The organism is Salinicola halophyticus (genome assembly GCF_003206695.1).
Classification (GTDB): domain Bacteria; phylum Pseudomonadota; class Gammaproteobacteria; order Pseudomonadales; family Halomonadaceae; genus Salinicola; species Salinicola halophyticus.
Genome location: NZ_PZJN01000004.1, coordinates 216051 through 240139, shown reverse-complemented (window position 1 = coordinate 240139; position 24089 = coordinate 216051). Strand labels below are relative to the sequence as shown.

Annotated in this window: 20 protein-coding genes; 17 read left to right on the top strand and 3 right to left on the bottom strand. The window is 62.9% G+C overall.

Annotated features, from left to right (window positions below; genetic code table 11):
* Positions 1-162: 162 nt before the first annotated feature.
* Complete coding sequence (locus tag DOM58_RS06320; RefSeq protein WP_110692197.1) at positions 163-993, bottom strand: sulfurtransferase; 831 nt, start codon at positions 991-993, stop codon at positions 163-165.
* 339 nt (positions 994-1332) lie between these two features.
* Here DOM58_RS06320 and DOM58_RS06315 point away from each other — a divergent pair, with 339 nt between their 5' ends.
* Positions 1333-2649, top strand: a complete 1317-nt coding sequence (locus DOM58_RS06315) for an NCS2 family permease (RefSeq protein ID WP_075562622.1) — start codon at positions 1333-1335, stop codon at positions 2647-2649.
* Between the two features lie 384 nt (positions 2650-3033).
* Here the strand turns inward: DOM58_RS06315 and rsgA are convergent, their stop codons facing one another.
* On the bottom strand, positions 3034-4092 hold the full coding sequence (gene rsgA, locus DOM58_RS06310; protein WP_110692196.1) for a small ribosomal subunit biogenesis GTPase RsgA: 1059 nt from the start codon (positions 4090-4092) through the stop codon (positions 3034-3036).
* A 150-nt stretch (positions 4093-4242) separates the two neighbouring features.
* Here rsgA and orn point away from each other — a divergent pair, with 150 nt between their 5' ends.
* Positions 4243-4812: an oligoribonuclease gene (orn, locus tag DOM58_RS06305; protein WP_110692195.1), complete on the top strand. Its 570-nt coding sequence runs from the start codon at positions 4243-4245 to the stop codon at positions 4810-4812.
* Positions 4813-4839: 27 nt separating this feature from the next.
* Here the strand turns inward: orn and queG are convergent, their stop codons facing one another.
* Positions 4840-5931, bottom strand: a complete 1092-nt coding sequence (gene queG, locus DOM58_RS06300; RefSeq protein WP_110692194.1) for a tRNA epoxyqueuosine(34) reductase QueG — start codon at positions 5929-5931, stop codon at positions 4840-4842.
* 168 nt (positions 5932-6099) lie between these two features.
* Here queG and DOM58_RS06295 point away from each other — a divergent pair, with 168 nt between their 5' ends.
* From DOM58_RS06295 to sufD, 15 genes are all read left to right on the top strand, one after another.
* Positions 6100-7641 carry an NAD(P)H-hydrate dehydratase gene (locus DOM58_RS06295; protein WP_110692193.1) on the top strand — a complete coding sequence of 514 codons (1542 nt, stop codon included), beginning with the start codon at positions 6100-6102 and terminating at the stop codon, positions 7639-7641.
* Complete coding sequence (tsaE, locus tag DOM58_RS06290) at positions 7619-8128, top strand: tRNA (adenosine(37)-N6)-threonylcarbamoyltransferase complex ATPase subunit type 1 TsaE (RefSeq protein ID WP_110692192.1); 510 nt, start codon at positions 7619-7621, stop codon at positions 8126-8128. Before DOM58_RS06295 ends, tsaE begins: the two co-directional genes overlap by 23 nt.
* Before the next feature lie 179 nt (positions 8129-8307).
* Positions 8308-9729 carry an N-acetylmuramoyl-L-alanine amidase gene (locus DOM58_RS06285; protein ID WP_110692343.1) on the top strand — a complete coding sequence of 474 codons (1422 nt, stop codon included), beginning with the start codon at positions 8308-8310 and terminating at the stop codon, positions 9727-9729.
* A gap of 45 nt (positions 9730-9774) precedes the next feature.
* Entirely contained in the window at positions 9775-11763 is a 1989-nt protein-coding gene (mutL, locus tag DOM58_RS06280; protein WP_110692191.1) for a DNA mismatch repair endonuclease MutL, read from the top strand.
* Between the two features lie 33 nt (positions 11764-11796).
* Positions 11797-12777: a tRNA (adenosine(37)-N6)-dimethylallyltransferase MiaA gene (gene miaA, locus DOM58_RS06275; RefSeq protein WP_110692190.1), complete on the top strand. Its 981-nt coding sequence runs from the start codon at positions 11797-11799 to the stop codon at positions 12775-12777.
* 127 nt (positions 12778-12904) lie between these two features.
* Positions 12905-13156 (top strand): RNA chaperone Hfq, encoded by a 252-nt coding sequence (gene hfq / locus DOM58_RS06270; protein WP_075562615.1) that lies wholly within the window; start codon positions 12905-12907, stop codon positions 13154-13156.
* A 14-nt stretch (positions 13157-13170) separates the two neighbouring features.
* On the top strand, positions 13171-14493 hold the full coding sequence (gene hflX, locus DOM58_RS06265) for a ribosome rescue GTPase HflX (RefSeq protein WP_075562614.1): 1323 nt from the start codon (positions 13171-13173) through the stop codon (positions 14491-14493).
* Between the two features lie 187 nt (positions 14494-14680).
* Complete coding sequence (gene hflK / locus DOM58_RS06260; protein ID WP_110692189.1) at positions 14681-15928, top strand: FtsH protease activity modulator HflK; 1248 nt, start codon at positions 14681-14683, stop codon at positions 15926-15928.
* Positions 15928-16893 (top strand): protease modulator HflC, encoded by a 966-nt coding sequence (gene hflC / locus DOM58_RS06255; RefSeq protein ID WP_110692188.1) that lies wholly within the window; start codon positions 15928-15930, stop codon positions 16891-16893. Before hflK ends, hflC begins: the two co-directional genes overlap by 1 nt.
* Before the next feature lie 248 nt (positions 16894-17141).
* Complete coding sequence (locus tag DOM58_RS06250) at positions 17142-18323, top strand: ATP phosphoribosyltransferase regulatory subunit (protein WP_110692187.1); 1182 nt, start codon at positions 17142-17144, stop codon at positions 18321-18323.
* Between the two features lie 88 nt (positions 18324-18411).
* A complete protein-coding gene (locus tag DOM58_RS06245) occupies positions 18412-19704 on the top strand; it encodes an adenylosuccinate synthase (protein ID WP_075562610.1) in 1293 nt (430 codons plus the stop codon).
* A gap of 196 nt (positions 19705-19900) precedes the next feature.
* Positions 19901-20377, top strand: a complete 477-nt coding sequence (locus DOM58_RS06240) for an SUF system Fe-S cluster assembly regulator (protein WP_075562609.1) — start codon at positions 19901-19903, stop codon at positions 20375-20377.
* Between the two features lie 106 nt (positions 20378-20483).
* Positions 20484-21926: a Fe-S cluster assembly protein SufB gene (gene sufB / locus DOM58_RS06235; protein WP_110692186.1), complete on the top strand. Its 1443-nt coding sequence runs from the start codon at positions 20484-20486 to the stop codon at positions 21924-21926.
* A gap of 75 nt (positions 21927-22001) precedes the next feature.
* Positions 22002-22754: a Fe-S cluster assembly ATPase SufC gene (gene sufC, locus DOM58_RS06230; protein WP_075562607.1), complete on the top strand. Its 753-nt coding sequence runs from the start codon at positions 22002-22004 to the stop codon at positions 22752-22754.
* Positions 22751-24088 carry a Fe-S cluster assembly protein SufD gene (gene sufD, locus DOM58_RS06225; protein WP_110692185.1) on the top strand — a complete coding sequence of 446 codons (1338 nt, stop codon included), beginning with the start codon at positions 22751-22753 and terminating at the stop codon, positions 24086-24088. The genes sufC and sufD overlap by 4 nt, the downstream gene beginning before the upstream one ends.
* Position 24089: the final 1 nt, after the last annotated feature.

The window sequence follows — 24089 nt, the reverse complement described above, 5'->3', positions numbered from 1 at the left end:
CCCGATATTGGAAGAGAGACCCGCTTGAAGACGGATAAGCTGAAAGGCGGACAAGGTAGCGAGAGTCCCCGGTCCGCGCAATAGACTGAGCTACGAGCTACGAGCTACGAGCTACGAGCTACGAGCTACGAGCTACGAGCTACGAGCTACGAGCGACTCGTACTATTTCTCGACGGGGGTATCGTCGCGATTGCCCCATTCCTTCCACGAGCCGGGGTAGGCGCGAACGTTGTCATAACCGAGCGCCTTGGCGGCGAGCCAGGTTAGCCCGCTGCGGTGATGGGTCTGACAGTGGGTGACGATCTCCTTGGCCTGGGTCAGGCCGCGAGCTTCCAGTTCGGTGACAAGCTCCGCATAGTCGCGAAGACGCAGGTCGCGATCTTTATCCATCACGTCCAGCCAGTCGAAATTGACCGCGCCGGGAATATGCCCGAGCTGCCGGTTGTCGCCCTTGATGCCACGGTACTCTTCATCGGAACGGGCGTCCCAGATTGCGAGATCTGGGTCGTCGAGACGCTCGATCAGCTCCTCGCGCCGGATCTGGGCTCGAGGGTTGAGATAGGCCGCTTGGTATTCGCTGGGGGGCGGCGAGTCCTGCGTCGTGGAGACCGGCTGGCCGTCGGCACGCCAGGCGTGAATGCCGCCGTTGAGATACGAGTAACGACGATGCCCGATCAGTTCCAGCGTCCACAGTAGACGCCCGGCCCAGCCGCCGCCCTCGTCGTCATAGGCGACGACATGGGTCTCCGGGGTCAGCCCAAGTTCGGAAAACAGCGCGCTCAGGGCGGCTTCGGAAGGCACATCGTTGGGCACTTCGCCCGAGCCGGCCAGTAGGCGGCGGGACTCGAGGAAGATCGCACCCGGCACGTGACCCGATTCGTAGCTTTCGGCCTTGAGCGGAACGTCGATGATCAGCAGGTGTGGATCTTCGAGATGTTGCGCAAGCGTGGCCGGATCCACAATCAGCGGCAACTGAGGAATTTCCGAGCTCATGAGCGGTGACTCCTGTCGTGATCGTTTGTGTCGTGATCGTTTGTGTCGTGATCGTCATGCGGCGATGGCTATGATGATGGCACACACGCTCGCTCCTCGGGTAGCGACCCGGTAGCAGGCGGGTGGCGGCAACGGAAGGATTCGTTATACTGCGCGCCGCTCGAGAGTGGTGCCAATACGCCGGTCCGGTTGGCCGTAAAATCGGGCGGGATGTATTTTTGAACGGAATGGCTCCCGGACCTTTTTATTGGAACTAGTTTCGTATACAAAATTTACCAACGCGACTCGCGTTACCAATAACAATCATGATTGCCAGGAGATTGCTGCGTGCTTGAAAAAATGTTCTCTCTGCGCTCGCTGGGAACGACGGTCAAAACCGAGGTGCTGGCGGGCATCGCGACCTTCCTGGCGGCGATGTACATCATCGTGGTCAACCCCTCGATCCTTTCCAGTGCGGGTGTGCCGTTCGCCGGCGCGCTGACCGCCACCGTGCTGATCAGTTTCTTCGGCAGCGTGATGATGGGTCTCTATGCGCGCAACCCGATCCTGGTCGCACCGGGCATGGGCATCAATGCGCTGTTCACCTACACCATGGTGCTGGGCGCGGGTATCGAATGGCAGACGGCGCTGGGCTGCGTGTTCTGGTCCGGGGTGCTGTTCGGGATTCTGGCGCTGTTCAACGTGCGTCGCTACGTGGTCGATGCGATCCCGGCGACCCTGCGCCACGCCATCGCCTGCGGTATCGGGCTGTTCATCACCGTGATCGGGCTGGTCAATGCCGGCATGCTGGTCTCCAACCCGGCCACGGTGGTCGGCCTCGGCGAGATGACGCCGACCCTGGTCACCTTTCTGATCGGTCTCGGCATCACCGCGGTGCTGGTGGCAAAACGCCTGCAGGGTGCGCTGATTCTGGGTATCGTCGTCACCACGATCATCGCCATTCCCATCGGTCGTCTGTGGGGCGACGCCAGCGCCATGTCGCCCACCGGTTCGCCGACACTGGTCAACTTCCACGGCATCTTCGCCTGGCCCGATTTCGGCGCCATGGGGCAGGTCGATTTCCTCGGCGCGTTGTCGATCGCCTACTGGCCGTTCATCTTCGTGATTCTGTTCACCACCTTCTTCGATGCGATGTCGACCTTCATCGGCGTGTGTCAGGCGGGCAATCTGCTCGACGCCGATGGTGAGCCGCGCAACATTCGCCGCTCGATGATGGTGGACGCGGCCTCGGCGCTGATCTCCGCGCCGCTAGGCACCAGCCCGGCCAATGCCTACGTCGAATCCGCCGCGGGTATCAGCCAGGGCGGGCGTTCAGGCTTGGTCGCCGTAGTCGCGGGGCTACTGTTCCTGCCGTTTCTGTTTCTGTCGCCGTTGCTGGCGCTGGTTCCGGCCATCGCTACCGCGCCGGCGCTGATCATGGTCGGCGTATTCATGCTGTCACCGATCCGGACCATCGACTGGCAGCAGTACGACGATGCCATTCCGGCCTTCGTGGCGATGATGTTGATCCCATTGACCTATTCGATCACCCACGGAGTGGTGTTCGGCTTTCTGACCTTCGTGGTGGTCAAGGTCGGCGTGGGCAAGTCGAAGGAAGTGCGCCCGGCGATGTGGGTGCTGTTCTTCCTGTCCATTCTGATGTTGTTCGAGGGTTGATCCAGACGGCCTGCGCTCAGGCCGCTCTTAAGCAATCGCCGCGCCTCAGGGCGCGGCGTTGTATTTCTGAGCCTGGTTGATTTGCTCGAAGTCTCGCACCCTAGACGCCTTCCAGAACGGCGCTGAACGCAGAGCGTCGAGCCGGGTCTCGCGTCATGGATGACGCGAGAGGCGCGTTGGGCAGGATGCCCTTTCGCGCCGACCCGAGCGCAGACGCTCTAGCGTTCGGAGTCCGCCGTTCTGTGGCGTCAAAAAGGGGAGTTTGAGGGGCTTGCCCCTCAAGAGTAACGTGCAGGAGGACGGTAGCGGCTTCGTCAGTGGTGACCTGGTACTGTTTGAATGAGTCAGCTCAGGCATTTATGGATGATCAGATATCGCCGCGTCTCAGGACGCGGCGATGTCGTCTCTGATGCGCTGAAAACTGGCGAAACGTTGAGGATGGATATCGCCACGTTCGACGGCACCCAGCAGGGCGCAACCGGGTTCCTGTCGATGGCGGCAGTCACGGAATCGACAGCGGCCGAGATAGGGTCGGAATTCGATGAAGCCTTCGGCCAGTTCGCGCTCGTCGAGATGCCACAGGCCGAACTCGCGGATTCCGGGGGAGTCGATCAGATCGCCTCGTCGACTGCCTTCGGCTTCGGTTACGTCGAGATTCTCCGCAGGAGGTAACGGATAGAGCCGGGCGGTGGTGGTGGTGTGCTTGCCCTTGCGGGTGTCCGTCGACAGCTCGCCGATCCGCAGCGTCTCCTCGGGAAGCAGCTTGTCGATCAACGACGATTTGCCGACGCCGCTCTGACCGACGAATACCGAGGTGCGATTTGCCAGTTGACCGTGCAGGGCGTCGAGGCCGTGCTCGCCGCGTGCCGAGGCTTCGATCAGCGGATAGCCCAGCGCATCATAGCGTCTCAGCCAGTCGCGCAGCGCGCCACCCTCATCGGGTAGTAGATCGCTCTTGTTGAGCACCAGCACCGGCGGAATGCCGGTGCTCTCGGCGGCGACCAGATAACGATCGATCAGGTTGGGATGCGGCTCCGGTTCGACCGCGACGACGATCAGGATCTGATCGATATTGGCGGCAACCGGGCGCAACTGGCCGTGGGTGTCGGGGCGCTCGAGCACGCTGTGGCGCTCGCCCCGGGCAACTACCACGCCGCTGCCATCGTTGGCCTCACGCCAGATCACTTGGTCGCCGGTCACCAGCCCTTCGAGATTGGCGCGCAGGTGGCAGCGGTGGAGGCGAATCTGATCGTCTTCGACGGATTCGACCTCCAGCGAACGGCCGAAGTGCGCGGCGACCCGGCCGGGGCGCTCGCTGCCGTATTCGCCGGCATCGAGGCGGCCGCTGTCGCGCTCGTCCTTTTTTGACGCTCGTTCGGTGCGTTCTGCCTGGATCTTCTCCACGCGCCAGCGCTGTTGGCGGGTCAGTTTGCGGCGGCTCATGGCTTATGATGACTCATGGTTGTCGTTGTCTGGCGGATGGGTTTGCTCTCCCGTTGTGCCCTGGGGGTAGAATGGCGGGCATTGTAGCCTTTACCGTCTTGCCGTGTCCGCCCGCGTTCCTTGCCGGGCGACACCAACCTGGAGTCGTTCATGTCTGACCCATCCACTTCAAGCGCCCGCCGTGACCTGCTGGTCTGGATCGATCTGGAAATGACCGGTCTCGACCCCGATCGAGAGCGCATCATCGAGGTGGCAACATTGATCACCGATGGCGACCTGAACCTGATCGCCGAGGGGCCGGTACTGGCCGTGCACCAGCCGGCGTCGCTGCTCGAAGGCATGGATGCCTGGAACCAGAAGACCCACGGCGAATCCGGCCTGATCCGGCGAGTTGGTGAAAGCACCGTCGATACCTCGGAAGCTGAGCGCCGTACGCTGGAATTTCTGGCGACCTACGTCGAGCCCGGCAGCTCGCCGGTATGCGGCAACAGCGTGCATCAGGATCGCCGCTTCATGGAAAGAGAGATGCCGGCGCTCAACAATTTCTTTCATTACCGCAATCTGGATGTTTCGACGTTGAAGGAGCTGGCCAAACGCTGGAATCCGGCGGCGGCGAGCAGCTTCACCAAGCAGAACACGCATCAGGCGCTGGATGACATTCGCGAATCGCTGGCGGAGCTCAAGCACTATCGCGAGACGTTCCTCAAGTTGCCGAGCTGAACGCTGCCCCGGCATCGTCGCAAGACATCAGGCGCTGGCGATCCGTGCCTCGCGCTTGGTGCGTTGCTCTTCCAGCGCCCAGCGCACATGTTCACGAACCAGATCGGACGGGTAGGCGAGACGCGCCCGCAGCGCGCTCTCGACGCGCTCGCTCCAGGGCGCATTACCCAGCCCGATGGCGAGATTGCGAAGCCAGCGTTGGTAGCCGATGCGTCGGATCGGACTGCCTTCGGTGCGCTTGAGAAATTCGATCTCACTCCATGCGAACAGGTCGATCAGCTCGGCCCGGTCGAGGTCGTGGCGCGGGGCGAAATCCGGCTCGGTGCTGGCGCGGGTGAAGCGGGTGAAAGGACAGAACAGCTGGCAGTCGTCGCAGCCGTAGACACGATTGCCCATGGCCCTGCGAAACTCGGTGGGGATGCTGCCGTGGAGCTCGATGGTCAGATACGAGATGCAGCGACGGGCGTCGATCACCTTGTCGTCGATGATGGCGTCCGTCGGGCAGGCCGTCTGACAGCTGGAGCAGGAACCGCAGTGATCGCGTTCGAAGGGCGGGTCCACCGGTAGCGGCAGATCGGTATACAGTTCGCCGAGAAAGAACAGCGAACCTGCCTGGGGGTTGAGCAGCATGGCGTTCTTGCCGAACCAGCCGAGCCCTGCTTTTTGCGCCAGGGCGCGTTCCATCACCGGCGCCGAGTCGACAAAGGCGCGGTAGCCGATCTCGCCGACTTCGTCCTCGATTCTGCGGGCCAGTTGATCGAGACGCTTGCGGATCAGTTTGTGATAGTCGCGGCCGAGGGCGTAGCGTGAAACATACGCTTTCTGCGGTTGTCCGAGTATCTTGGTGGTTTCGACCTCGGGCGGCAGATAATCCATGCGCGCGCTGATCACGCGTAACGTTCCGGGCACGAGCTCCTGAGGCCGCGTGCGTTTGTTGCCGTGCTTAGCCATGTAGTGCATCTCGCCGTGATGCCCGGCTTCCAGCCAGCGCTGCAGGTAGCGCTCATGGTTCGACAGATCGGTATCCGTGATACCGATCGCCTGGAAGCCGAGTTCTCGTCCCCACTGCTTGATGCGTGAGGCGAGCTCATTGAGATCGATGCTGGGTGGCTGTGACATACCGCCGAAACGCTGATGGGGATGGGGGCGCTACCCTACACCACTCTTCAGTTTGACGTCAGCCGAACGTCGTCCGCATTGGCGTTCGGCAGCACCGTTCATCACGGGTTGCGTTTATCCATGGCCTCCGGGGTCATCTGCAATTTTTGGAAGACGACAGGAGTCACGATGTCCGCCTCTTTCTCTCAGCGCCCGCTCTATCTTGCCGATCAGGTGCGCGAACTGGATCGCCGAGCCCTCGAAGCCGAGGGCGACAGCTTCGCGTTGATGCGGCGTGCCGGTGAATCGGCCTACGACACGCTGCGCGCCCGATGGCCTCAGCTACGTCGTCTCTGCGTGCTGTGCGGCGGTGGCAACAATGGTGGCGACGGTTATGTCATCGCGGCGCTGGCCGTCGCCGATGGTCTGATGGTCGATCTGGTGGCTCTCAAGCCGGTTGCCGAGCTCGAGGGCAGCGCGCGGAAAGCGGCAGCGCTGGCAGCAGAGGCCGGTGTCGTGCCGGTAGCGTGGGAGGATGGGCTGACCCTCGACGGCGAGCTGATGATCGACGCGATGCTGGGTACCGGCGCTCAAGGAGCTCTTCGCGAGCCCTATGCCGCCGCGATCGCCGAGGTCAATGCCAGCGGCTGCCCGGTGCTGGCCATCGATGTGCCGTCCGGCGTCGATGTCGATACCGGCCATGTCGAAGCCGAGGCGATCAAGGCGACGCTGACGATCACCTTCATCGGCGACAAGTTCGGGCTGCATACCGGCGCGGCGCTCGACGTGGTCGGGGAGGTCATCCATGCCACGCTCGGCGTGGATCCGCTGCGGCATGGCGATATCGTGCCGGTCGCCTGGCGGCAGAATCGCCAGGATCTGGTCGCAGCGTTGCCACCGCGATCACCCAATAGCCACAAGGGCAGTCACGGCCACGTGCTGGTGGTAGCCGGGGCGCCGGGCATGGGCGGCGCCGCGCTGATGACCAGTGAGATGGCGGCGCGGGTCGGAGCGGGCAAGGTCAGCTTGGCCACCGATGCCGCGCATGTCTCGGCCAGCCTGACCCGATTTCCCGAAATCATGGCGCGAGGCGTGCGCGGCGCGCCGGACCTCGAACCGCTGGTCGAGGCCGCCGATATTCTCGCCGTTGGCCCGGGAATCGGCAGCGATGCCTGGGGCCAAGCGGCGCTGCAGAGCGTGCTCGCGGCAGGCAAACCTTGCGTGGTCGACGCCGACGCGCTCAATCTGCTGGCGCGCGATGCGACCCAGAGCCGCCGCGACGACTGGGTCCTGACGCCGCATCCCGGCGAGGCAGGGCGGCTGTTGGGGATTTCCACCGCCGAGGTTCAGCAGGATCGGCGTCGCGCCGTCGTTGCCCTGCAGCGGCGATGGGGCGGGACGATCGTACTCAAGGGCGCGGGCACGCTGGTCTACGACGGCGAACTGCTCACGCTGTGCCCGTTCGGCAACCCCGGCATGGCCAGTGGTGGCATGGGCGATGCGCTGACCGGCATCATTGCCGGGCTCGTTGTTCAGCTCTCCTCGCTCGGCCAGCTCTCCTCGCTCGGCGAGGCGGCGAGTGTCGGGGTGCTGCTGCATGCGTTGGCGGCCGACGCTGCCGCCCTGGATGGCGGCGAGCGTGGTTTGCTGGCGACCGATCTGGCATCCTATGCGCGAACTTTGGCCAACCCTCAACCATTTCCGAGTCATGCCGATCATTCTCAACGATGAAGCCGCCCAGGTAGCCTTGGGAGAATCCCTTGGACGGGCGCTGGCCGGTCGCGGCCAGGTTCACCTGATCGGTGATCTCGGCGCCGGCAAGACCACGCTGGCGCGGGGCATACTGCGTGCCTGTGGTCATGCCGGCGCCGTCAAGAGCCCGACCTATACACTCGTCGAGCCCTACGAGACCGCCACGGGCTGCGTCTACCATTTCGATCTCTATCGCCTGGGCGATCCCGAGGAGCTGGAGTTCATCGGTGCGCGCGACATGCTGGGCGGCGACGCGCTGTGTCTGATCGAATGGCCCAGCCGCGGCGCCGGCTGGTTGCCAGTGCCGGACCTGGAGCTCCATCTCGAGGTGGTGACCGGTGGCCGCCAAGCGCTGGCAAGGGCGCGGAGCCCGCGTGGACACGCCGTGCTGGCTAGCCTGCCGGTGGATTTGCGCGATTCGGTGAGCGGTGAAGTACCCGTCAGTCACAAGGAAGATGAATGCTGAAAGATGTTCGAGAGATATCGCCCACGACCGCGACTTCACCGTGCGATGTCTCGACGCGATACCGTGTTGGCGTTTTGAGGGCGCTGCTGCCCCTGACGCTGCTGCTGGTGACCTTCGTGACGGGGTCGGTTCGACGCGGCGGCGATCGGATCAGGAATTTCGAAATCGGTCGTCGGTTGATGGTCGCACTGGCCTCGCTGTGCTGTCTCGGGGTTGTCGGCCAGGCCCAGGCGGTCAACGTGGATAACCTGCGCTTATGGTCGGCGCCGGATCACGTGAGGCTGGTGTTCGACATGTCAGGGCCGGTCAACGCCAATGTCTTTACTCTCGATAATCCCGATCGAGTCGTCATCGATCTCGACCGCACCGATCTGAACTTCGACATCGACAAGCTCGATCTGGACGACAGCGCCATTTCCAAGGTGCGCACCGGCGTGCGCGAAAGTGGCGGGTTGCGTGTCGTCCTCGATGTCGACCGCGCCGTCGTTCCCAAGAGTTTCACCCTGCCGCCCAACGAGCAGTACAGCGATCGCCTGGTGGTCGATCTCGATTATCCTGGCGCCAGCGCGGTCAAGGATCCCATCGATCCCATCGAGGCGATGATCCGCGATCAGGAAATTGCCGCGAAGCGGGCACAGACCGAAGCGGTTGCCGAGGGTAACCCGCAGAAGGCCGAAGCGGTGGCATCGACCGCCGAAGCGCAGCCCCACCCCAAGCGCGACATCATCGTTGCCGTCGATCCCGGTCATGGGGGCGAGGATCCCGGCGCCTCGGGACCCGACGGTACGCACGAGAAGGATATCGTGCTGCAGATCGCCCGCAAGGTTAAGCAGCGCTTCGACCAGACGCCGGGGTTCAAGGCGTTTCTGACCCGGGACAGTGACTATTACGTTGGCTTGCGTCAGCGCACCCTGATCGCCCGCCAGCAGAAAGCGGATTTCTTCGTCTCGATTCACGCCGACGCGGTGCGCAGCAGGCAGCCTTATGGCAGCTCGGTCTATGCCCTGTCTCAAGGTGGCGCGACCTCGGAGAACGCGCGTTGGTTGGCGGCCAGCGAGAACCAGTCCGACCTGATCGGCGGCGTCGACGGCAGTCTCAGCCTCGATGACAAGGACGAGGTGCTACGCGGCGTGCTGCTCGACCTGACCATGACCGCGACGATGAACGACTCGCTGGCGACGGGCGGTCAGGTGCTCGACCAGCTCGGGCGAATCAACAAGCTGCACAAGTCCAGCGTCGAGCAGGCGGGCTTCGTGGTGCTGAAATCGCCGGATATTCCGTCACTGCTGGTCGAAACCGGCTTCATTTCCAATCCGCGTGAAGAGGCACAGCTCAAGTCGTCGGCGCACCAGGCCAAGCTGGCCCAGGCCATCTACGAGGGTATCGTCGCGCACTTCAAGCAGCATCCGCCGCCCTCGAGCCTGCTGGCGTGGCAGCGCGATCAGGGTCGCGGCAGCGCCAGTAACGAGTATCGCGTCAAGGGCGGCGACACGCTGTCCCAGGTGGCGTCCAGTCATCGCATCAGCATGAAGGCGCTGAAGCAGGCCAACGGGCTGGACAGCGATATTCTTCGGGTGGGTCAGGTGTTGACCATTCCATGAGGCCGAGTTCTGCTCGGGAGCGTAGCAACGCACGGGAGTTCGCCGATGGCTGAGTCATCACGCATCCGCATTCTCGATCCCCGGCTGGCCAACCAGATTGCCGCCGGGGAGGTGGTCGAGCGGCCGGCCTCGGTGGTCAAGGAGATCGTCGAGAACGCCATCGACGCCGGCAGCCGACGCATCGAGGTCGAGCTCGAGGCGGGCGGTTCGCGATTGATCCGGGTGCGCGACGACGGCATCGGCATCGGCGCGGACGATCTGCCACTGGCGCTATCCCGCCATGCCACCAGCAAGATCGCCTCGCTCGACGATCTGGAGGATGTGTCCAGCCTGGGCTTTCGCGGCGAAGCGCTGGCATCGATCAGCTCGGTATCGCGTCTGGAGTTGATCTCCAATGCTGCCGATGATCCGTCGGGAGGCTGGCGTGTCGTCGCCGAAGGCCGGCAGATGGAGCCCCGGGTCACGCCGGCGCCGCATCCCCGCGGCACCTCGGTACTGATTCGCGACCTGTTTTTCAATACGCCGGCACGGCGCAAGTTCCTGCGTACCGAAAAGACCGAATTCGGCCACGTCGAGGAGGCCTTTCGGCGCCTGGCGCTATCGCGCTTCGACATCACCTGGCTGCTGCGTCACAACCAGAAAGTGGTGCATCAGCTGCCCGGCGTGGCGGTGGATCAGGCCGGACGCGAGCGTCGCATCAGCGCGATGCTGGGCAAACGCTTTCTGAACGAAGCGTTGTTCGTCGACCTGGAAGCGACGGGGCTCCGGCTGTGGGGCTGGGTTGGCCAGCCGACCTATTCGCGGGCGCAGGCCGATCAGCAGTACTTCTTCGTCAACGGCCGTATCGTCAGGGACCGCCTGGTCGCACACGCCATTCGTCAGGCCTATCGTGACGTGATGTTTCATGGGCGCCACCCGGTGTTCGTGCTGTATCTGGAGCTCGATCCGCGGGTGGTGGACGTCAACGTGCATCCGACCAAGCATGAAGTGCGCTTTCGCGATGGCCGTCTGGTTCACGACTTCCTGTTTTCGAGCCTGCATCGCGCCTTGGCTTCGGTGAAGCCCAACGACAGCGAGGCGGGCGCCGGCGACGAGTCGGCGAGCGTCGACCAAGGGCAGGCGAATAGCCCGCTGGTCGGCCCGGATGGCGCTACCCAAGGCAGTTCGGACTGGCAGCAGCAACGCATGTCCCTGGCCGGGCAACACCGAGAAGGGGCGGGAGGGTCGTATTCGTCCGGCTCGGAGGCGCAGCGGGCGGATCGTCCTGCCGCCCAGCGAATCCGCGAATTCATGGCCGGCTACCACGCGCTGCATCCGGATCACGAGTCGTCGTTGCTCACTCCACGTGCCGATGGTGCAGGTGCGCCCGGCGGTGAGGCCGCCGATGTGGCGCTCGGGGAGCGGCCGGCAGCGGCGGTGACGACGCTTGCGCAAACCGATGATACCCAGGCACCCCCGCTGGGCTACGCGGTGGCTCAGCTGCACGGCGTGTACATTCTGGCGCAGACCGAGCGGGGCATGGTGATCGTCGATATGCACGCCGCCCACGAGCGCATCGTCTACGAACGCATGAAACAACAGATTCACGCCGGTGCACTCGACGCGCAACCGCTGCTGGTGCCGGTATCGATGGCGGTCAGTGCCGGCGAGGCCGAAGTCGCCGAACAGGAACGCGAGGCGTTTGCCCGGCTGGGAGTGTCGCTCGATGCCGCCGGCCCCGAGACGCTGTTGATCCGCCAGGTGCCGGCGCTGCTGGCAGACGCCGATATCGAACCGCTGATCCGCGACATGCTCGGCGATCTCGAGCGCTATGGCCGCTCTGACCGGCTCGAGACGCGCATCAACGAGCTGCTCAGTACCATGGCCTGCCACGGCAGCGTCCGCGCCAATCGACTGCTGACGCTGCCCGAAATGAACGCGCTGCTGCGCGACATGGAGCGCACTGAGCGCAGCGGTCAGTGCAATCATGGCCGGCCCACCTGGACCGAGATGTCGATGACGCAGCTCGACAAGCTGTTTCTCCGTGGCCAGTGATCTAAGGCGCCCGTGCACGAGGATGGTGATCGCGTGAACGACGAGACCCCTGATAATTCGGCGCCAACCGGCTCGGGACGCGATAATCGGCCGCCGGCGATTCTGCTGCTCGGCCCCACGGCCTCCGGCAAGACCGATAACGCGATCGCGCTGCATCAGCGCTTCGGCGCCGAGCTGATTAGCGTCGACTCGGCGATGGTCTATCGCGGCATGGATATCGGTACGGCCAAGCCTTCCGCCGACGAGCTGGCACGAGCGCCACATCGGCTGATCGATATTCGCGATCCTGCCGAGATCTACACGGCTGCGGATTTCCGTGTCGATGCCTTGCGTGAAATGGAGGCGATAACCGCCTGCGGCAAAATGCCGCTGCTGGTGGGCGGGACGATGATGTACGCCAAGCGCCTGATCGAGGGCGTCGCCGCCATGCCGGGTGCAGATCCGGCGTTGCGCGAGCAGTTGCACCAGCGCGGCGAGCACGAGGGCTTCGAGGCCCTCCATGAAGAGCTTTCCCGGGTCGATCCCCAGGCGGCGCAGGCCATCCACCCGCGCAATCGTCAGCGCCTGATCCGGGCGCTGGAAGTCTATCTCGTCAGCGGCGTGACGCTGTCCGAGCACTGGCAGCGTCAGCAGCGCGAAAACTTTCCCTGGCGTCTGTTGTCCATAGCTCTCGCACCGGCCGAGCGTCACGTACTGCATGAGCGTATCGCGGCGCGCTTCGATGCCATGCTCGCCGATGGTTTTCTCGAGGAAGTGGCTACATTGAAGCAGCGGGGCGATCTTCACGCCGATTTACCCTCGATGCGCAGCGTCGGTTATCGTCAGGCCTGGCAGTATCTGGAAGGTGTTCATGATCGGGACACGCTGCGAGAGCAGGGAATCGCCGCCACTCGTCAGCTGGCCAAGCGGCAACTGACCTGGTTGCGGCGCTGGCCAGAGCTGCACTGGGTCGACAGCTGCGCGTCGGACGTGGGTGAGCAGATTGCGAAAATCGTGCGTGACCAAGGCAGTTAGCGTAAAATGGCTGGCTTCGTCGAGACGGATGCCGGAAGCATGCAATGCGCCCGGCGTGATGCCGAGTCAGAACGAAGCGCCGCGCAACTAAAACAGCACCACTCATAACAGCATTAGGGAGAGCAACATGTCCAAAGGACAGTCCCTTCAGGATCCGTACCTGAATATTCTGCGCAAGGAGCGCATCCCGGTGTCCATTTTTCTGGTCAACGGCATCAAGTTGCAGGGGCAGATCGAGTCTTTCGATCAGTTTGTCATCCTGTTGCGCAACACCGTCAGTCAGATGGTTTACAAGCACGCCATTTCGACGGTCGTACCGTCCCGCAATGTCCGGTTGCCGCCGCAGGATCCCGCCGCTGCGCCCGGACTCGATAGCTAATCGAGAGGTAGTGATTGTTTTTCGAACGTCCCGACGCCGGCGAAACGGCGATTCTGGTCCATGTGGACTTCCAGGACGAGCAGGAACGCGAAGACTCGGGTGAACTCCTCGAGTTGGTGCGCTCTGCCGGGGCGGAGTCGGCTTCCCTGATTCAGGGGAGTCGGCGCCGCCCCGACCCTCGTTATTTCATCGGCAGTGGCAAGCTTGAGGAGGTCAAGACCGCCCTCAAGACTCACCAGGCCGAACTGGTCATTTTCAATCATGCCCTGTCTCCCTCCCAGCAGCGTAATATCGAGCGCACGCTCGAATGTCGCGTGCTCGATCGAACGGGGCTGATTCTCGATATCTTCGCGCAACGTGCGCGTACCCATGAAGGCAAGCTTCAGGTCGAACTGGCCCAGCTCGAATACATGTCCACGCGGCTGGTGCGCGGCTGGACTCACCTCGAGCGTCAGAAGGGCGGTATCGGCCTGCGCGGCCCCGGTGAAACCCAGCTCGAGACTGACCGCCGGCTGCTGCGCGGCCGGATCAAGTCGATCAACAAGCGTCTCGAGAAGGTTCGCAAGCAGCGCGATCAGAATCGGCGTGCCCGGGCTCGGGCCGAAATACCCAGCGTATCGCTGGTCGGTTATACCAACGCTGGCAAATCGACCCTGTTCAATGCGATCACCTCGGCGGAGGTCTACGCCGCCGATCAGCTGTTCGCGACGCTCGATCCCACGCTGCGGCGCCTGGACGTGCCGGATGTCGGCGATGTCGTGCTGGCGGATACGGTGGGGTTCATTCGCCATCTGCCGCACAAGCTGGTCGAGGCCTTCCGCGCCACGCTGCAGGAGGCCACCGAGGCCAGCCTGATCGTGCATGTGATCGATGCCGCCGATCCCGACCGTGAGCTCAATGTCGCCCAGGTCGACAGCGTGCTGTCCGAAATCGACGCCGACGACGTACCGCGGCTGCTGGTGATGAACAAGATCGATCGGCTGGGCTCTTCGCCGCGGATCGAGCGCGACGATCACGGATTTCCGCAGGTGGTCTGGCTGTCGGCGCGCGACGGTGAGGGCCTCGACCTGCTGCGCGAGGCGCTCGGCGAATGGCTGGCCGAGGATATTCTCGATATCCGCTTGACGCTGACGCCCGAGCAAGGTCGACTACGAGCGGCGCTGCACGAATCGCAAGCCGTACAAAACGAAACGTTCGACGAGCACGGCCGCTCGAATCTGGAGATTCGCTTGCCCCGGCGGGAGTTTATGCAGATGATGGCTCGCTTGGATGAACGCGCCGATGATTACTTGCCCGCCTCGGAAAAAACGCCGGTTGCCGATTGGGAACAGGTCTGAGGCGAGGAAAACTACGCGGGGGAGCTTCGTGGTCTGACGATCAGGCCCGAAGATGCAGGCCAAGAGCGATTCGACATCAGTTCGAACTGACCTTTTGCACGCCAGTGCACCGCCACGGCGGCTCCCGATGCCATGCGTAACGCTTTGGCCTGACGCAACGCTTTGACTGCATCATTGGAGACTAGGTATGGCTTGGAATGAGCCTGGTGGTGGCAACAACCAACAGGACCCCTGGGGTGGCGGTGGGGGCCGGCGCCCGAGTGGTAATGATGGCAAAAATGGCGGTGGCAACAACGGCGGAAGAAACCAGGGTCCGCCGGACCTCGATGAGGCCCTGAAAAAATTTCAGGACAAGATCAACCGCCTGCTGGGCGGCCGCGGCAAGCGTTCCGGTTCGGGCGGTGGTTCCGGCGGCGACGGGTCCGATGGCAGCAAGCGCAACCCTTTCATACTGCCGATTCTAGTGCTGATCGTTGCGCTGGTGATCTGGGCCGGATCCGGCTTCCATCTGATCGACCAGTCCGAGCGCGGTGTGGTATTCCGGCTCGGCAAGTACACCGACACTCTGAATCCGGGGCTGCACTGGAATCCGCCGATCATCGATCGCGTGGACAACGTCAACGTGACCAGCATTCGCTCGGCAACGCAGACGGATTCGATGCTGACCAGCGATGAGAACATCGTTCACGTCAGTGTCTCCGCGCAATACGTGGTCAGCGATTCGCATGCGTTTCTGGTCAACGTCAACGAGCCGGAGATGACGCTGCAGAATGCCATGGATTCCGCGTTGCGCCAGGAAGTCGGCAACATGCATCTTCAGGAGATCCTGACCACGGGTCGTGATCGCCTGGGGCAGCGGGTCTTCGAGCGCTTGACGGCCTATATGGAAGCCTACGGTACCGGCCTGAGACTGCAGACGGTCAACGTCGAGTCGACCGCGCCGCCGGATCAGGTTCAGAACGCTTTCGACGATGTCATTCGTGCCCGGGAAGAGCGCCAGCGCTCGATCAACCAGGCCAACGCCTACAGTCAGGCGGTGGTGCTCGAGGCCAAGGGTCAGCAGCGGCGTCTGATCGAGGAAGCCGACGGTTACAAGGCGGCTTCGGTCTCCGATGCCACGGGTCAGACCAATCGCTTCAACTCATTGCTGGGCGAGTATCAGCAGGCGCCGGATGTGACGCGTGAGCGTCTCTATCTCGAAACCATGAGCCAGGTACTCAGCAAGACACCCAAGGCGCTCGTCGATCTCGGCGACGCCAACGGGGTGACCGTGCTGCCGCTCAACCAGATGCAGGCCGGTGGCAACAGCAGCAAGAGCGATTCCTCGTCGATGAATATGCAACAGCTCGAACAGATATCACGACAGGTAGTCGATCACATGAATAGTGGCTCGCAGCAGCCGACGCGTAGTTCCAGCCTGCGGGAGGGTCGCTAATGTTTAACAATCGCGCCCTGATTGGGGTCATCGTTCTGGCACTGCTGGCATGGTTTGCCAGTGCCAGCTTCTACGTCGTCAACGAAACCGAGCGTGCCATCAAACTGCGTTTCGGCGAAGTGATCGAGAACGATATCGGCCCCGGCCTGCACTTCAAGCTGCCGGTGTTCAACACCGTGCGGATCTTCGATGTGCGCGTGCAGACAGTCGACTCCAGCGCGACACGGTATCTGACGGCGGACTCCAAGGCGGTCATCGTCGACTCATTCGTGAAGTGGAAGATCGCCGATCCGCAGCAATTCTACGAAGCGACGCGGGGGGATATTCAGGTGGCCGAGAACCTGATCGCGCCGCGAACCGACGAAGCGTTGCGTAACAAGTTCGGTCAGACCGAAATGTCCTCGATCATTCAGGAGCGAATCGCCGCCGAGAGCGACGACAAGGAACTGCCGGGCAAGGACAAGGGCCCCGACACCGTCGAGGGCGCCCGGGAAGAGCTGATGGTCGAGCCGGTGCAGCAGCTCGATCAGGCGATGCGTGACGAGTTGGGGGTCCATATCCTCGACATCCGCGTCAAGCGCATCGAGCTCCCGCCCGAGGTGACCCAGGCTGTCTACGAGCGGATGAACTCCGAGCGTGAACAGGCAGCGCGAACCTATCGTGCGGAAGGGTCCCAGCAGGCCGAGGCGATTCGTGCCGATGCCGATCGCCAGCGCCAGGAAATTCTGGCCGACGGTCGTCAGCAGGCTGAAACCACCCGCGGTGAAGGCGATGCACAGGCGGCGAAGATCTACGCCAGTGCCTATCAGCAGGCTCCGGACTTCTTCTCGTTCTATCGCTCCATGCAGGCCTATCGCGACAGCTTCAGCGGCGAAGGCAAGGACCTGCTAGTGCTGAGCCCGGAGAGCAATGACTTCTTCCGGTATCTGAAAGACCCTACACCTGCGGCCTCGACTTCGCCTTGAGCGAGGAATTCAGAGTGTAGGAAATCGAACGCCCGCGGGATTTCCCCGCGGGCGTTTCGTGATATCATGATATAGCCGGGTTTTGCCCGGCTTTTTTGTGCGGCATGCATCGGCACGGCGCGCTCCTGACGGCCTCTTTTTCCGGTCGGGAGCAGGCCGCGCGAGAGCTTGTGCCGCGACTATCATGGCATGGCGGGACGGCTATTCACCGTCCAGTCATCCCCGAATTAGCTGGGCAGGATAGGCTCATGACGATCGCTGACCGCTGGTTGCTGCCCGACGGCATGGATGAAGTCCTGCCGCCGCAGGCGACCCGGATGGAGGAGTTGCGTCGGACGCTGCTCGACCTTTACGACCGCTGGGGCTATGACCTGGTCATGCCGCCGCCGGTCGAGTTCCTCGACTCGCTGCTGACCGGTACCGGCACCGATCTCGACTTGCAGACATTCAAGCTGACCGATCAGCTCACCGGCCGAATGATGGGCGCCAGTGCCGACGTGACCCCTCAGGTCGCGCGGATGGACGCGCACTCGCTGAAGCGTCAGGGGCCGGTACGTCTGTGCTACTGCACGACGGTATTGCGGGCTCAGGCCGACAAGCATCAGGGCGGTCGGAGTCCGATGCAGGTCGGTGTCGAACTGTTCGGACACGCCGGGCTGGAAGCCGATATCGAAGTGCTGCGGCTGGCGCTGTCGAGTCTCGAGGCGGCGGGCGCCAGCAAGGTTCATCTGGCGCTGAGCCATATCGCGATCTATCGCGAGCTGGTGCGGGCCGCCGACTGGCGTGCCGACGTCGAGCGGGCGCTGTTCGACGCCATCGAGCGCAAGGCGTTCACCGTCGTCGACGAGCTGGTGGCGGCCAACGTCGAGGATGCCAATCTGGCGCGCATGCTTAGCGAGCTGCCGCGTCTTCACGGCGGAGCGGAAATCCTCGAGCACGCCCGCGTGGTACTGGCCGAAGCGCCGAGTGCCGTGCAGGAGGCGCTGGAGCAGCTGGTACGGTTGCATCGCGGTGTCGCCGCCGAGCATCCAGAGGTGTCGCTCTACTTCGATCTGGCCGAGCTCAGAGGCTATCAGTATCACACCGGAATGGTGTTCGCCGCTTACGTGCCGGGTTACGGTCAGGCCTTGAGCAAGGGCGGTCGCTATGACGATACCGGCCAGGCTTTCGGCCGGGCCCGACCGGCCACCGGGTTCTCCATGGACCTCAAGCAGCTGGCGACGCTGGCCGAACGGGAGCCGCCGACGGATGGTATCTGGGCGCCCAGTGAGCAGGACGCCGCGCTCAATGACGCGGTCAGCCGCCTGCGGGCCCAGGGCGAGCGGGTCATCCAGGCGCTGCCCGGTCAGCGCACGGGTCCGGAGTCACATCGCTGCAATCGTCACTTGGTGCGCCAAGCGGACGAATGGCGTGTGGCGCCGCTGAACTAGGCTGACGTCGGCAGAGGCCGATGCCGGTACCGAAAACGGATCGCGAGGCATGACGAGTTCGCGACGGGTTGATCGAGAGACGAGAGCAATGGGCAAGAACGTAGTCGTATTGGGTACTCAGTGGGGCGACGAAGGCAAGGGCAAGGTCGTCGATCTGCTGACCGAGTCTGCCAGCGCCGTGGTGCGATTCCAGGGCGGGCACAACGCCGGTCATACCCTGGTGATCGACGGCCACAAGACCGTCCTGCACCTGATTCCCTCCGGCGTGTTGCGCGATGACAATATCTGCGTGATCGGCAATGGCGTGGTGCTGTCGCCGGAAGCGCTGATGGAGGAGATCAAGGAGCTCGAGGCCAAGGGCGTGCCGGTGCGCGAGCGCCTGCGGCTGTCGCCGGCTTGTCCATTGATCCTGCCTTACCACGTGCGTCTCGATCAGGCGCGCGAGAAGGCGCGAGGCGTCGCCAAGATCGGTACGACCGGTCGCGGGATCGGCCCTGCCTATGAGGACAAGGTCGCGCGTCGGGGTCTGCGCCTGGGCGACATGCTGCACCGCGAGCGCTTCGCGTCAAAGCTGGGGGAAGTGCTCGATTATCACAACTTTGTGCTGACCCGCTATCACGGTGAGCCGGCCGTCGACTTCCAGGAAGTGCTCGACCAGGCGATGGCGTTTGCCGAAGAGCTGCGGCCGATGGTCTGCGATACGGTCTCGCTGGTTCACGATATTCGCAAGTCCGGCGAGAACATCCTGTTCGAAGGCGCCCAGGGTTCGTTGCTGGATATCGATCACGGTACCTATCCCTACGTCACCAGCTCCAATACCACGGCTGGCGGCACGGCCACCGGCTCAGGCGTCGGTCCGCTCTATCTCGATTACGTGCTGGGTATCACCAAGGCGTACACCACGCGCGTCGGCTCTGGTCCGTTCCCCACCGAGCTGTTCGACGAGTTCGGGCGCCATCTGGCCGAAAAGGGCCATGAGTTCGGTGCCACGACCGGTCGCGCTCGCCGCTGCGGCTGGTTCGATGCCGTGGCCCTTCGCCATGCCGTGCAGATCAACTCGGTTTCCGGCATCTGTCTGACCAAGCTCGACGTGCTCGACGGACTCGAGAACATCCGTGTCTGCGTCGGCTATCGCAGCAAGGATGGGGAGACCATCGACAACCCGGTGGACTCCGAAGGCTACGAAGTGATCGAGCCGCTCTATCACGATCTGCCGGGCTGGAGCGAATCCACCATCGGGGTGCGGACTATCGACGGGCTACCGGCCAACGCACGGGCCTATATTGCGTTTCTGGAAGAGGAGGTAGGGACCCCCATCGACATCATCTCTACCGGCCCCGACCGGAATGAAACGATCGTGTTGCGCAATCCGTTCGATTGATTGTTCTCCGTGCCCGAACAGACGACCCGCTGCCCATGCAGCGGGTCGTCTTGTTTGGCGCCTGTCACCGAGTCTCGATCACCGTCGTTGAGCGTGCCGTTCGCTCTTCCGGCCCCGGCCGAGGGTTCACAGCGTCTGCAAAGAGGACTAAAATGGTCCTATATGGCGGCTGTCAGGATCGAGAGGGCATCACGGCGTGCTGAAACTATCGAAAATGACGGATTACGCGGCGGTCATCATGGCCCAGATCGCGCGGGACCCGGAGCAGGCACACACCGCCTCCGAACTGGCGGCGCGCGTGAACCTTCCCCAACCGACGGTAGGCAAGACGCTCAAGATGCTTTCCCGAAGTGGGTTGCTCGAGTCCCGTCGGGGTTCTCACGGCGGTTATGTGCTGTCGCGGTCTCCTGCGGAGATTACGGCCAGCGACATTATTGCCGCGATCGAGGGGCCGATCGGCATGACCGAATGCAGTCATGCCGACGGTGACTGCGAGCTGCAGAACACTTGCGGCGTTGCCGACAACTGGCAGCGGGTATCGCAGGCGATACGCACGCTGCTGGACTGTGTGACGTTGGCACATCTTGCACAGTCCAACCCGCTCAAGCTGCCCGTGCAGCTACCGATCCAGAGCGTGACGCTGCCATCGACGGTGGCATCACGCGAACATTAAGAGGGCGTGGCGAGAGCGCCGAACGACGGCAGTGGATTGCCTGATCGTGTCGGTGTCCGGGATCGCGTCTTCGTCATAAGACTCTCGGTGGAGAGGAGTGGAGACCATGGCTAGCGAAGAGATGGAGCAGTTGGTCCGTCGCGAATACAAGCAGGGATTCGTGACCGACATTGAAAGCGATACCGTGCCGCCTGGCCTGGATGAAAGCACGATCGCTTTCATTTCCCAGAAGAAAGGCGAGCCCGAGTGGATGCTCGAATGGCGTCTCGAGGCTTACCACCAATGGCTCAAGATGACGCCGCCTTCCTGGGCGCATTTGGAGTATCCCCCGATCGATTATCAGGCGATCTCCTATTTCAGCGCGCCGAAAAAGCCCGAGGATCGCCCACAGAGCCTGGACGAAGTCGATCCCAAGCTGCTGGAAACCTATGAAAAGCTGGGGATCCCGCTGCACGAGCGGGCGGCGCTGGCAGGGGTTGCGGTTGATGCGGTGTTCGACTCCGTCTCCGTGACCACGACGTTCAAGGAAAAGCTCCACGAAGCGGGCGTGATCTTCTGCTCCATTTCCGAGGCGATTCGCGAGTACCCGGAACTGGTCCGTCAATATCTGGGCACCGTGGTGCCGCAGGCGGACAACTACTTCGCAGCCCTCAACTCGGCAGTGTTCACCGACGGCTCCTTCGTCTACGTGCCGGAAGGCGTGAAATGTCCGATGGAGCTCTCCACCTATTTTCGAATCAACGCTGCCAACACCGGGCAGTTCGAGCGCACGCTGGTCATCTGCGACAAGCGGGCCCAGGTCTCCTATCTCGAGGGGTGCACCGCGCCGCAGCGCGATGAAAATCAGCTGCATGCGGCGGTCGTCGAGCTGGTCGCGTTGGAAGACGCCTACATCAAATACTCGACGGTCCAGAACTGGTACCCCGGTGATGAAGACGGCAAGGGTGGCATCTACAACTTCGTCACCAAGCGTGGCGACTGCCGTGGTGACCGCTCGCGGATCAGCTGGACGCAGGTCGAGACCGGCTCGGCGATCACCTGGAAATATCCTTCCTGCATGCTGCGCGGCAAGGAAAGCGTCGGCGAGTTCTACTCGGTCGCGGTCACCAACGGTCGTCAGCAGGCCGATACCGGCACCAAGATGATCCATATCGGCGAGAACACCCGCTCGACCATCGTCGCCAAGGGTATCGCCGCCGGCCGCAGCGACCAGGCCTATCGCGGTCTGGTCAAGATCGGTCCGCGAGCCAAGGGCGCGCGCAACTACACCCAGTGCGATTCGTTGCTGATCGGCGACCAGTGCGGGGCGCACACGTTTCCCTATCAGGAAATCGGCAATAGCACCGCGACCGTCGAGCACGAGGCGACCACCTCCAAGATCGCCGACGACCAGCTGTTCTACTGCCGTGCGCGCGGCATCGGTGAAGAAGACGCCGTCAGCATGATCGTCAACGGCTTCTGCAAGGACGTCTTCCAGGAGTTGCCGATGGAGTTTGCGGTCGAAGCGGAAGCGCTGCTCAACGTGACGCTGGAAGGTTCGGTAGGCTGATCCGCCGCCATTGTCGAATTTACACGCCAATCCGGGAGGCTGCGTCGGCGGTCTCTCTTGTTTCAAGGGTTACACATGCTCGAAGTCAAAGATCTTCACGTCACCATCGAGGACAAAGTGATCCTCAAGGGTCTGAACCTGACCATCAATGCGGGTGAGGTTCACGCCATCATGGGCCCGAACGGCGCGGGCAAGTCGACATTGTCGGCCGTGATCGCCGGCAAGGACGGTTACGAGGTTACCCAGGGCACGATCCTGTTCGAAGGCCAGGATGTGCTCGAGATGGAAATCGAGGAGCGTGCTCGCGCCGGCCTGTTACTGGGCTTCCAGTACCCGATTGAGATCCCCGGGGTCAAGAATATCTACCTGCTCAAGGCCGCGCTCAATGCGCAGCGCGCCGCGCGGGGTGAGGGCGAAATTCCGGCGCCGGAATTCATGAAGCTGGTGCGCGAGAAGAGCGCCGAGATGAAGATGGATCCCAGTTTCCTGCAGCGCGCGGTCAACGAAGGGTTTTCCGGCGGCGAGAAAAAACGTAACGAGATTCTGCAGATGCTGATTCTGCAGCCGAAGCTCGCGATGCTCGACGAGATCGACTCCGGGCTCGATATCGATGCGATGAAGGTCGTGGCCGATGGCGTCAACTCGCTGCGCAACGCCGATCGCGCGATCCTGCTGGTGACCCACTATCAGCGCCTGCTCAATCATATCGTGCCGGATCACGTCCACGTGCTGGTCGACGGCCGCATCGTCAAGAGTGGTGGCAAGGAGCTGGCGCTCGAACTCGAAGATAGGGGCTATGACTGGGTCCTCGAGGAGTCTGTCGCATGAGTGCAGCGGAACGCTTTCTTCAGCGTCTGACCGCACGCCGTGCCGACGATCCGAGCTGGGTTGCGGCACGTCGTCAGGCCGGCGCGGCGCGATTCGAGGCGATGGGCTTTCCGACCCGTCGTGACGAACACTGGAAATATACCGACGTGCGTCGTATCGCCGAGGGCGACTTCGCCCTGGCCACGGACGCCGCGTTCGATACCACCCGTTTCGACGAGCAGCGCCTGGATATCGACGCCTATCGTCTGGTTCTGGTCGATGGCCGATTCAGCCCGGCGCTTTCCGAGCTCGACGGACTGCCTGCCGGGGTTTCCGTCGAGCCGCTGTCGCAGGCGCTCGAAGCCAATCACGAGTCCGTTGGCGGCTCGCTGGGTCGTCTTGCCGGGGTCGATTTTTCGCCCTTTACCGCGCTCAACACGGCGTTTGCCGACGAGGGCGCCGTCATTCGCCTGGCTGCCGGCACGGTCGTCGACAAGCCGATCTACCTGTTGATGCTGTCACGCGCTGACGCAGAGCCGGTGATGAGCCACCCGCGGGTGCTGATCGAAGCCGGCGCGCGCGCCGAGGCAACGGTCATCGAGCACTATTCGGGAGAGCCGGAAGCGGCGAATTTCACCAATGTGGTGACCGAGGTGCTGCTCGATCGGGGCGCGATCATCGATCATTACAAGCTGCAGGAAGCGGCGCTGACGGATCTGCATGTGGCCAGCATCCATGTCGATCAAGGTCGCGATAGCCACTTCAACTCGTACAATCTCAATCTCGGTGGTGCGCTGGTGCGCACGGATCTGGTGACGGATCTGAACGCCGAGGGCGCCGAGGCGGCCTACAACGGGCTGTTCTTCGTCCAGGGCCGTCAGCACGTTGATAACCACACGCTGGTCAATCATAACGCGCCGCGCACGTTCTCCAACGAGAACTACAAGGGCGTGCTCGACGACCGCTCTCGAGGTGTCTTCAACGGCAAGGTCTTCGTCAAGAAGGACGCGCAGCAGATCGAGGCGTATCAGAACAACGCCAACCTGTTGCTGTCCGATCGTGCCGAAATCGATACCAAGCCGGAGCTGGTGATCTATGCCGACGACGTCAAGTGCTCCCACGGCGCCACCACCGGTCAGCTCGACGAGGAAGCCGTCTATGCGCTGCGTAGTCGCGGTATCGACGAGCCGATGGCGCGGGCATTGCTGACCCTGGCGTTCGTCGGCGAGGTCATGGACAAGGTGGGCCTCAACGTCATTGCCGAACGCGTCGAGAGGGCTGTCGCGGGTCGTCTGCCGGAGCGCTTCAACCTGGCGGAGCTGGTCGAGACCGCCGAGGCCATTCAGGAGACTTGAA

Bases quoted from the DNA above. Each gene is read 5' to 3' on its own strand.
- sufD (WP_110692185.1), top strand. From the start codon at position 22,751: ATGAGTGCAGCGGAACGCTTTCTTCAGCGTCTGACCGCACGCCGTGCC.
- hflC (WP_110692188.1), top strand. From the start codon at position 15,928: ATGTTTAACAATCGCGCCCTGATTGGGGTCATCGTTCTGGCACTGCTG.
- DOM58_RS06295 (WP_110692193.1), top strand. From the start codon at position 6,100: ATGTCCGCCTCTTTCTCTCAGCGCCCGCTCTATCTTGCCGATCAGGTG.
- DOM58_RS06315 (WP_075562622.1), top strand. From the start codon at position 1,333: ATGTTCTCTCTGCGCTCGCTGGGAACGACGGTCAAAACCGAGGTGCTG.
- DOM58_RS06320 (WP_110692197.1), bottom strand. From the start codon at position 993: ATGAGCTCGGAAATTCCTCAGTTGCCGCTGATTGTGGATCCGGCCACG.
- tsaE (WP_110692192.1), top strand. From the start codon at position 7,619: ATGCCGATCATTCTCAACGATGAAGCCGCCCAGGTAGCCTTGGGAGAA.
- sufC (WP_075562607.1), top strand. From the start codon at position 22,002: ATGCTCGAAGTCAAAGATCTTCACGTCACCATCGAGGACAAAGTGATC.
- DOM58_RS06250 (WP_110692187.1), top strand. From the start codon at position 17,142: ATGACGATCGCTGACCGCTGGTTGCTGCCCGACGGCATGGATGAAGTC.
- orn (WP_110692195.1), top strand. From the start codon at position 4,243: ATGTCTGACCCATCCACTTCAAGCGCCCGCCGTGACCTGCTGGTCTGG.
- DOM58_RS06245 (WP_075562610.1), top strand. From the start codon at position 18,412: ATGGGCAAGAACGTAGTCGTATTGGGTACTCAGTGGGGCGACGAAGGC.
- hfq (WP_075562615.1), top strand. From the start codon at position 12,905: ATGTCCAAAGGACAGTCCCTTCAGGATCCGTACCTGAATATTCTGCGC.
- DOM58_RS06285 (WP_110692343.1), top strand. From the start codon at position 8,308: ATGGTCGCACTGGCCTCGCTGTGCTGTCTCGGGGTTGTCGGCCAGGCC.
- sufB (WP_110692186.1), top strand. From the start codon at position 20,484: ATGGCTAGCGAAGAGATGGAGCAGTTGGTCCGTCGCGAATACAAGCAG.
- queG (WP_110692194.1), bottom strand. From the start codon at position 5,931: ATGTCACAGCCACCCAGCATCGATCTCAATGAGCTCGCCTCACGCATC.
- mutL (WP_110692191.1), top strand. From the start codon at position 9,775: ATGGCTGAGTCATCACGCATCCGCATTCTCGATCCCCGGCTGGCCAAC.
- hflK (WP_110692189.1), top strand. From the start codon at position 14,681: ATGGCTTGGAATGAGCCTGGTGGTGGCAACAACCAACAGGACCCCTGG.
- rsgA (WP_110692196.1), bottom strand. From the start codon at position 4,092: ATGAGCCGCCGCAAACTGACCCGCCAACAGCGCTGGCGCGTGGAGAAG.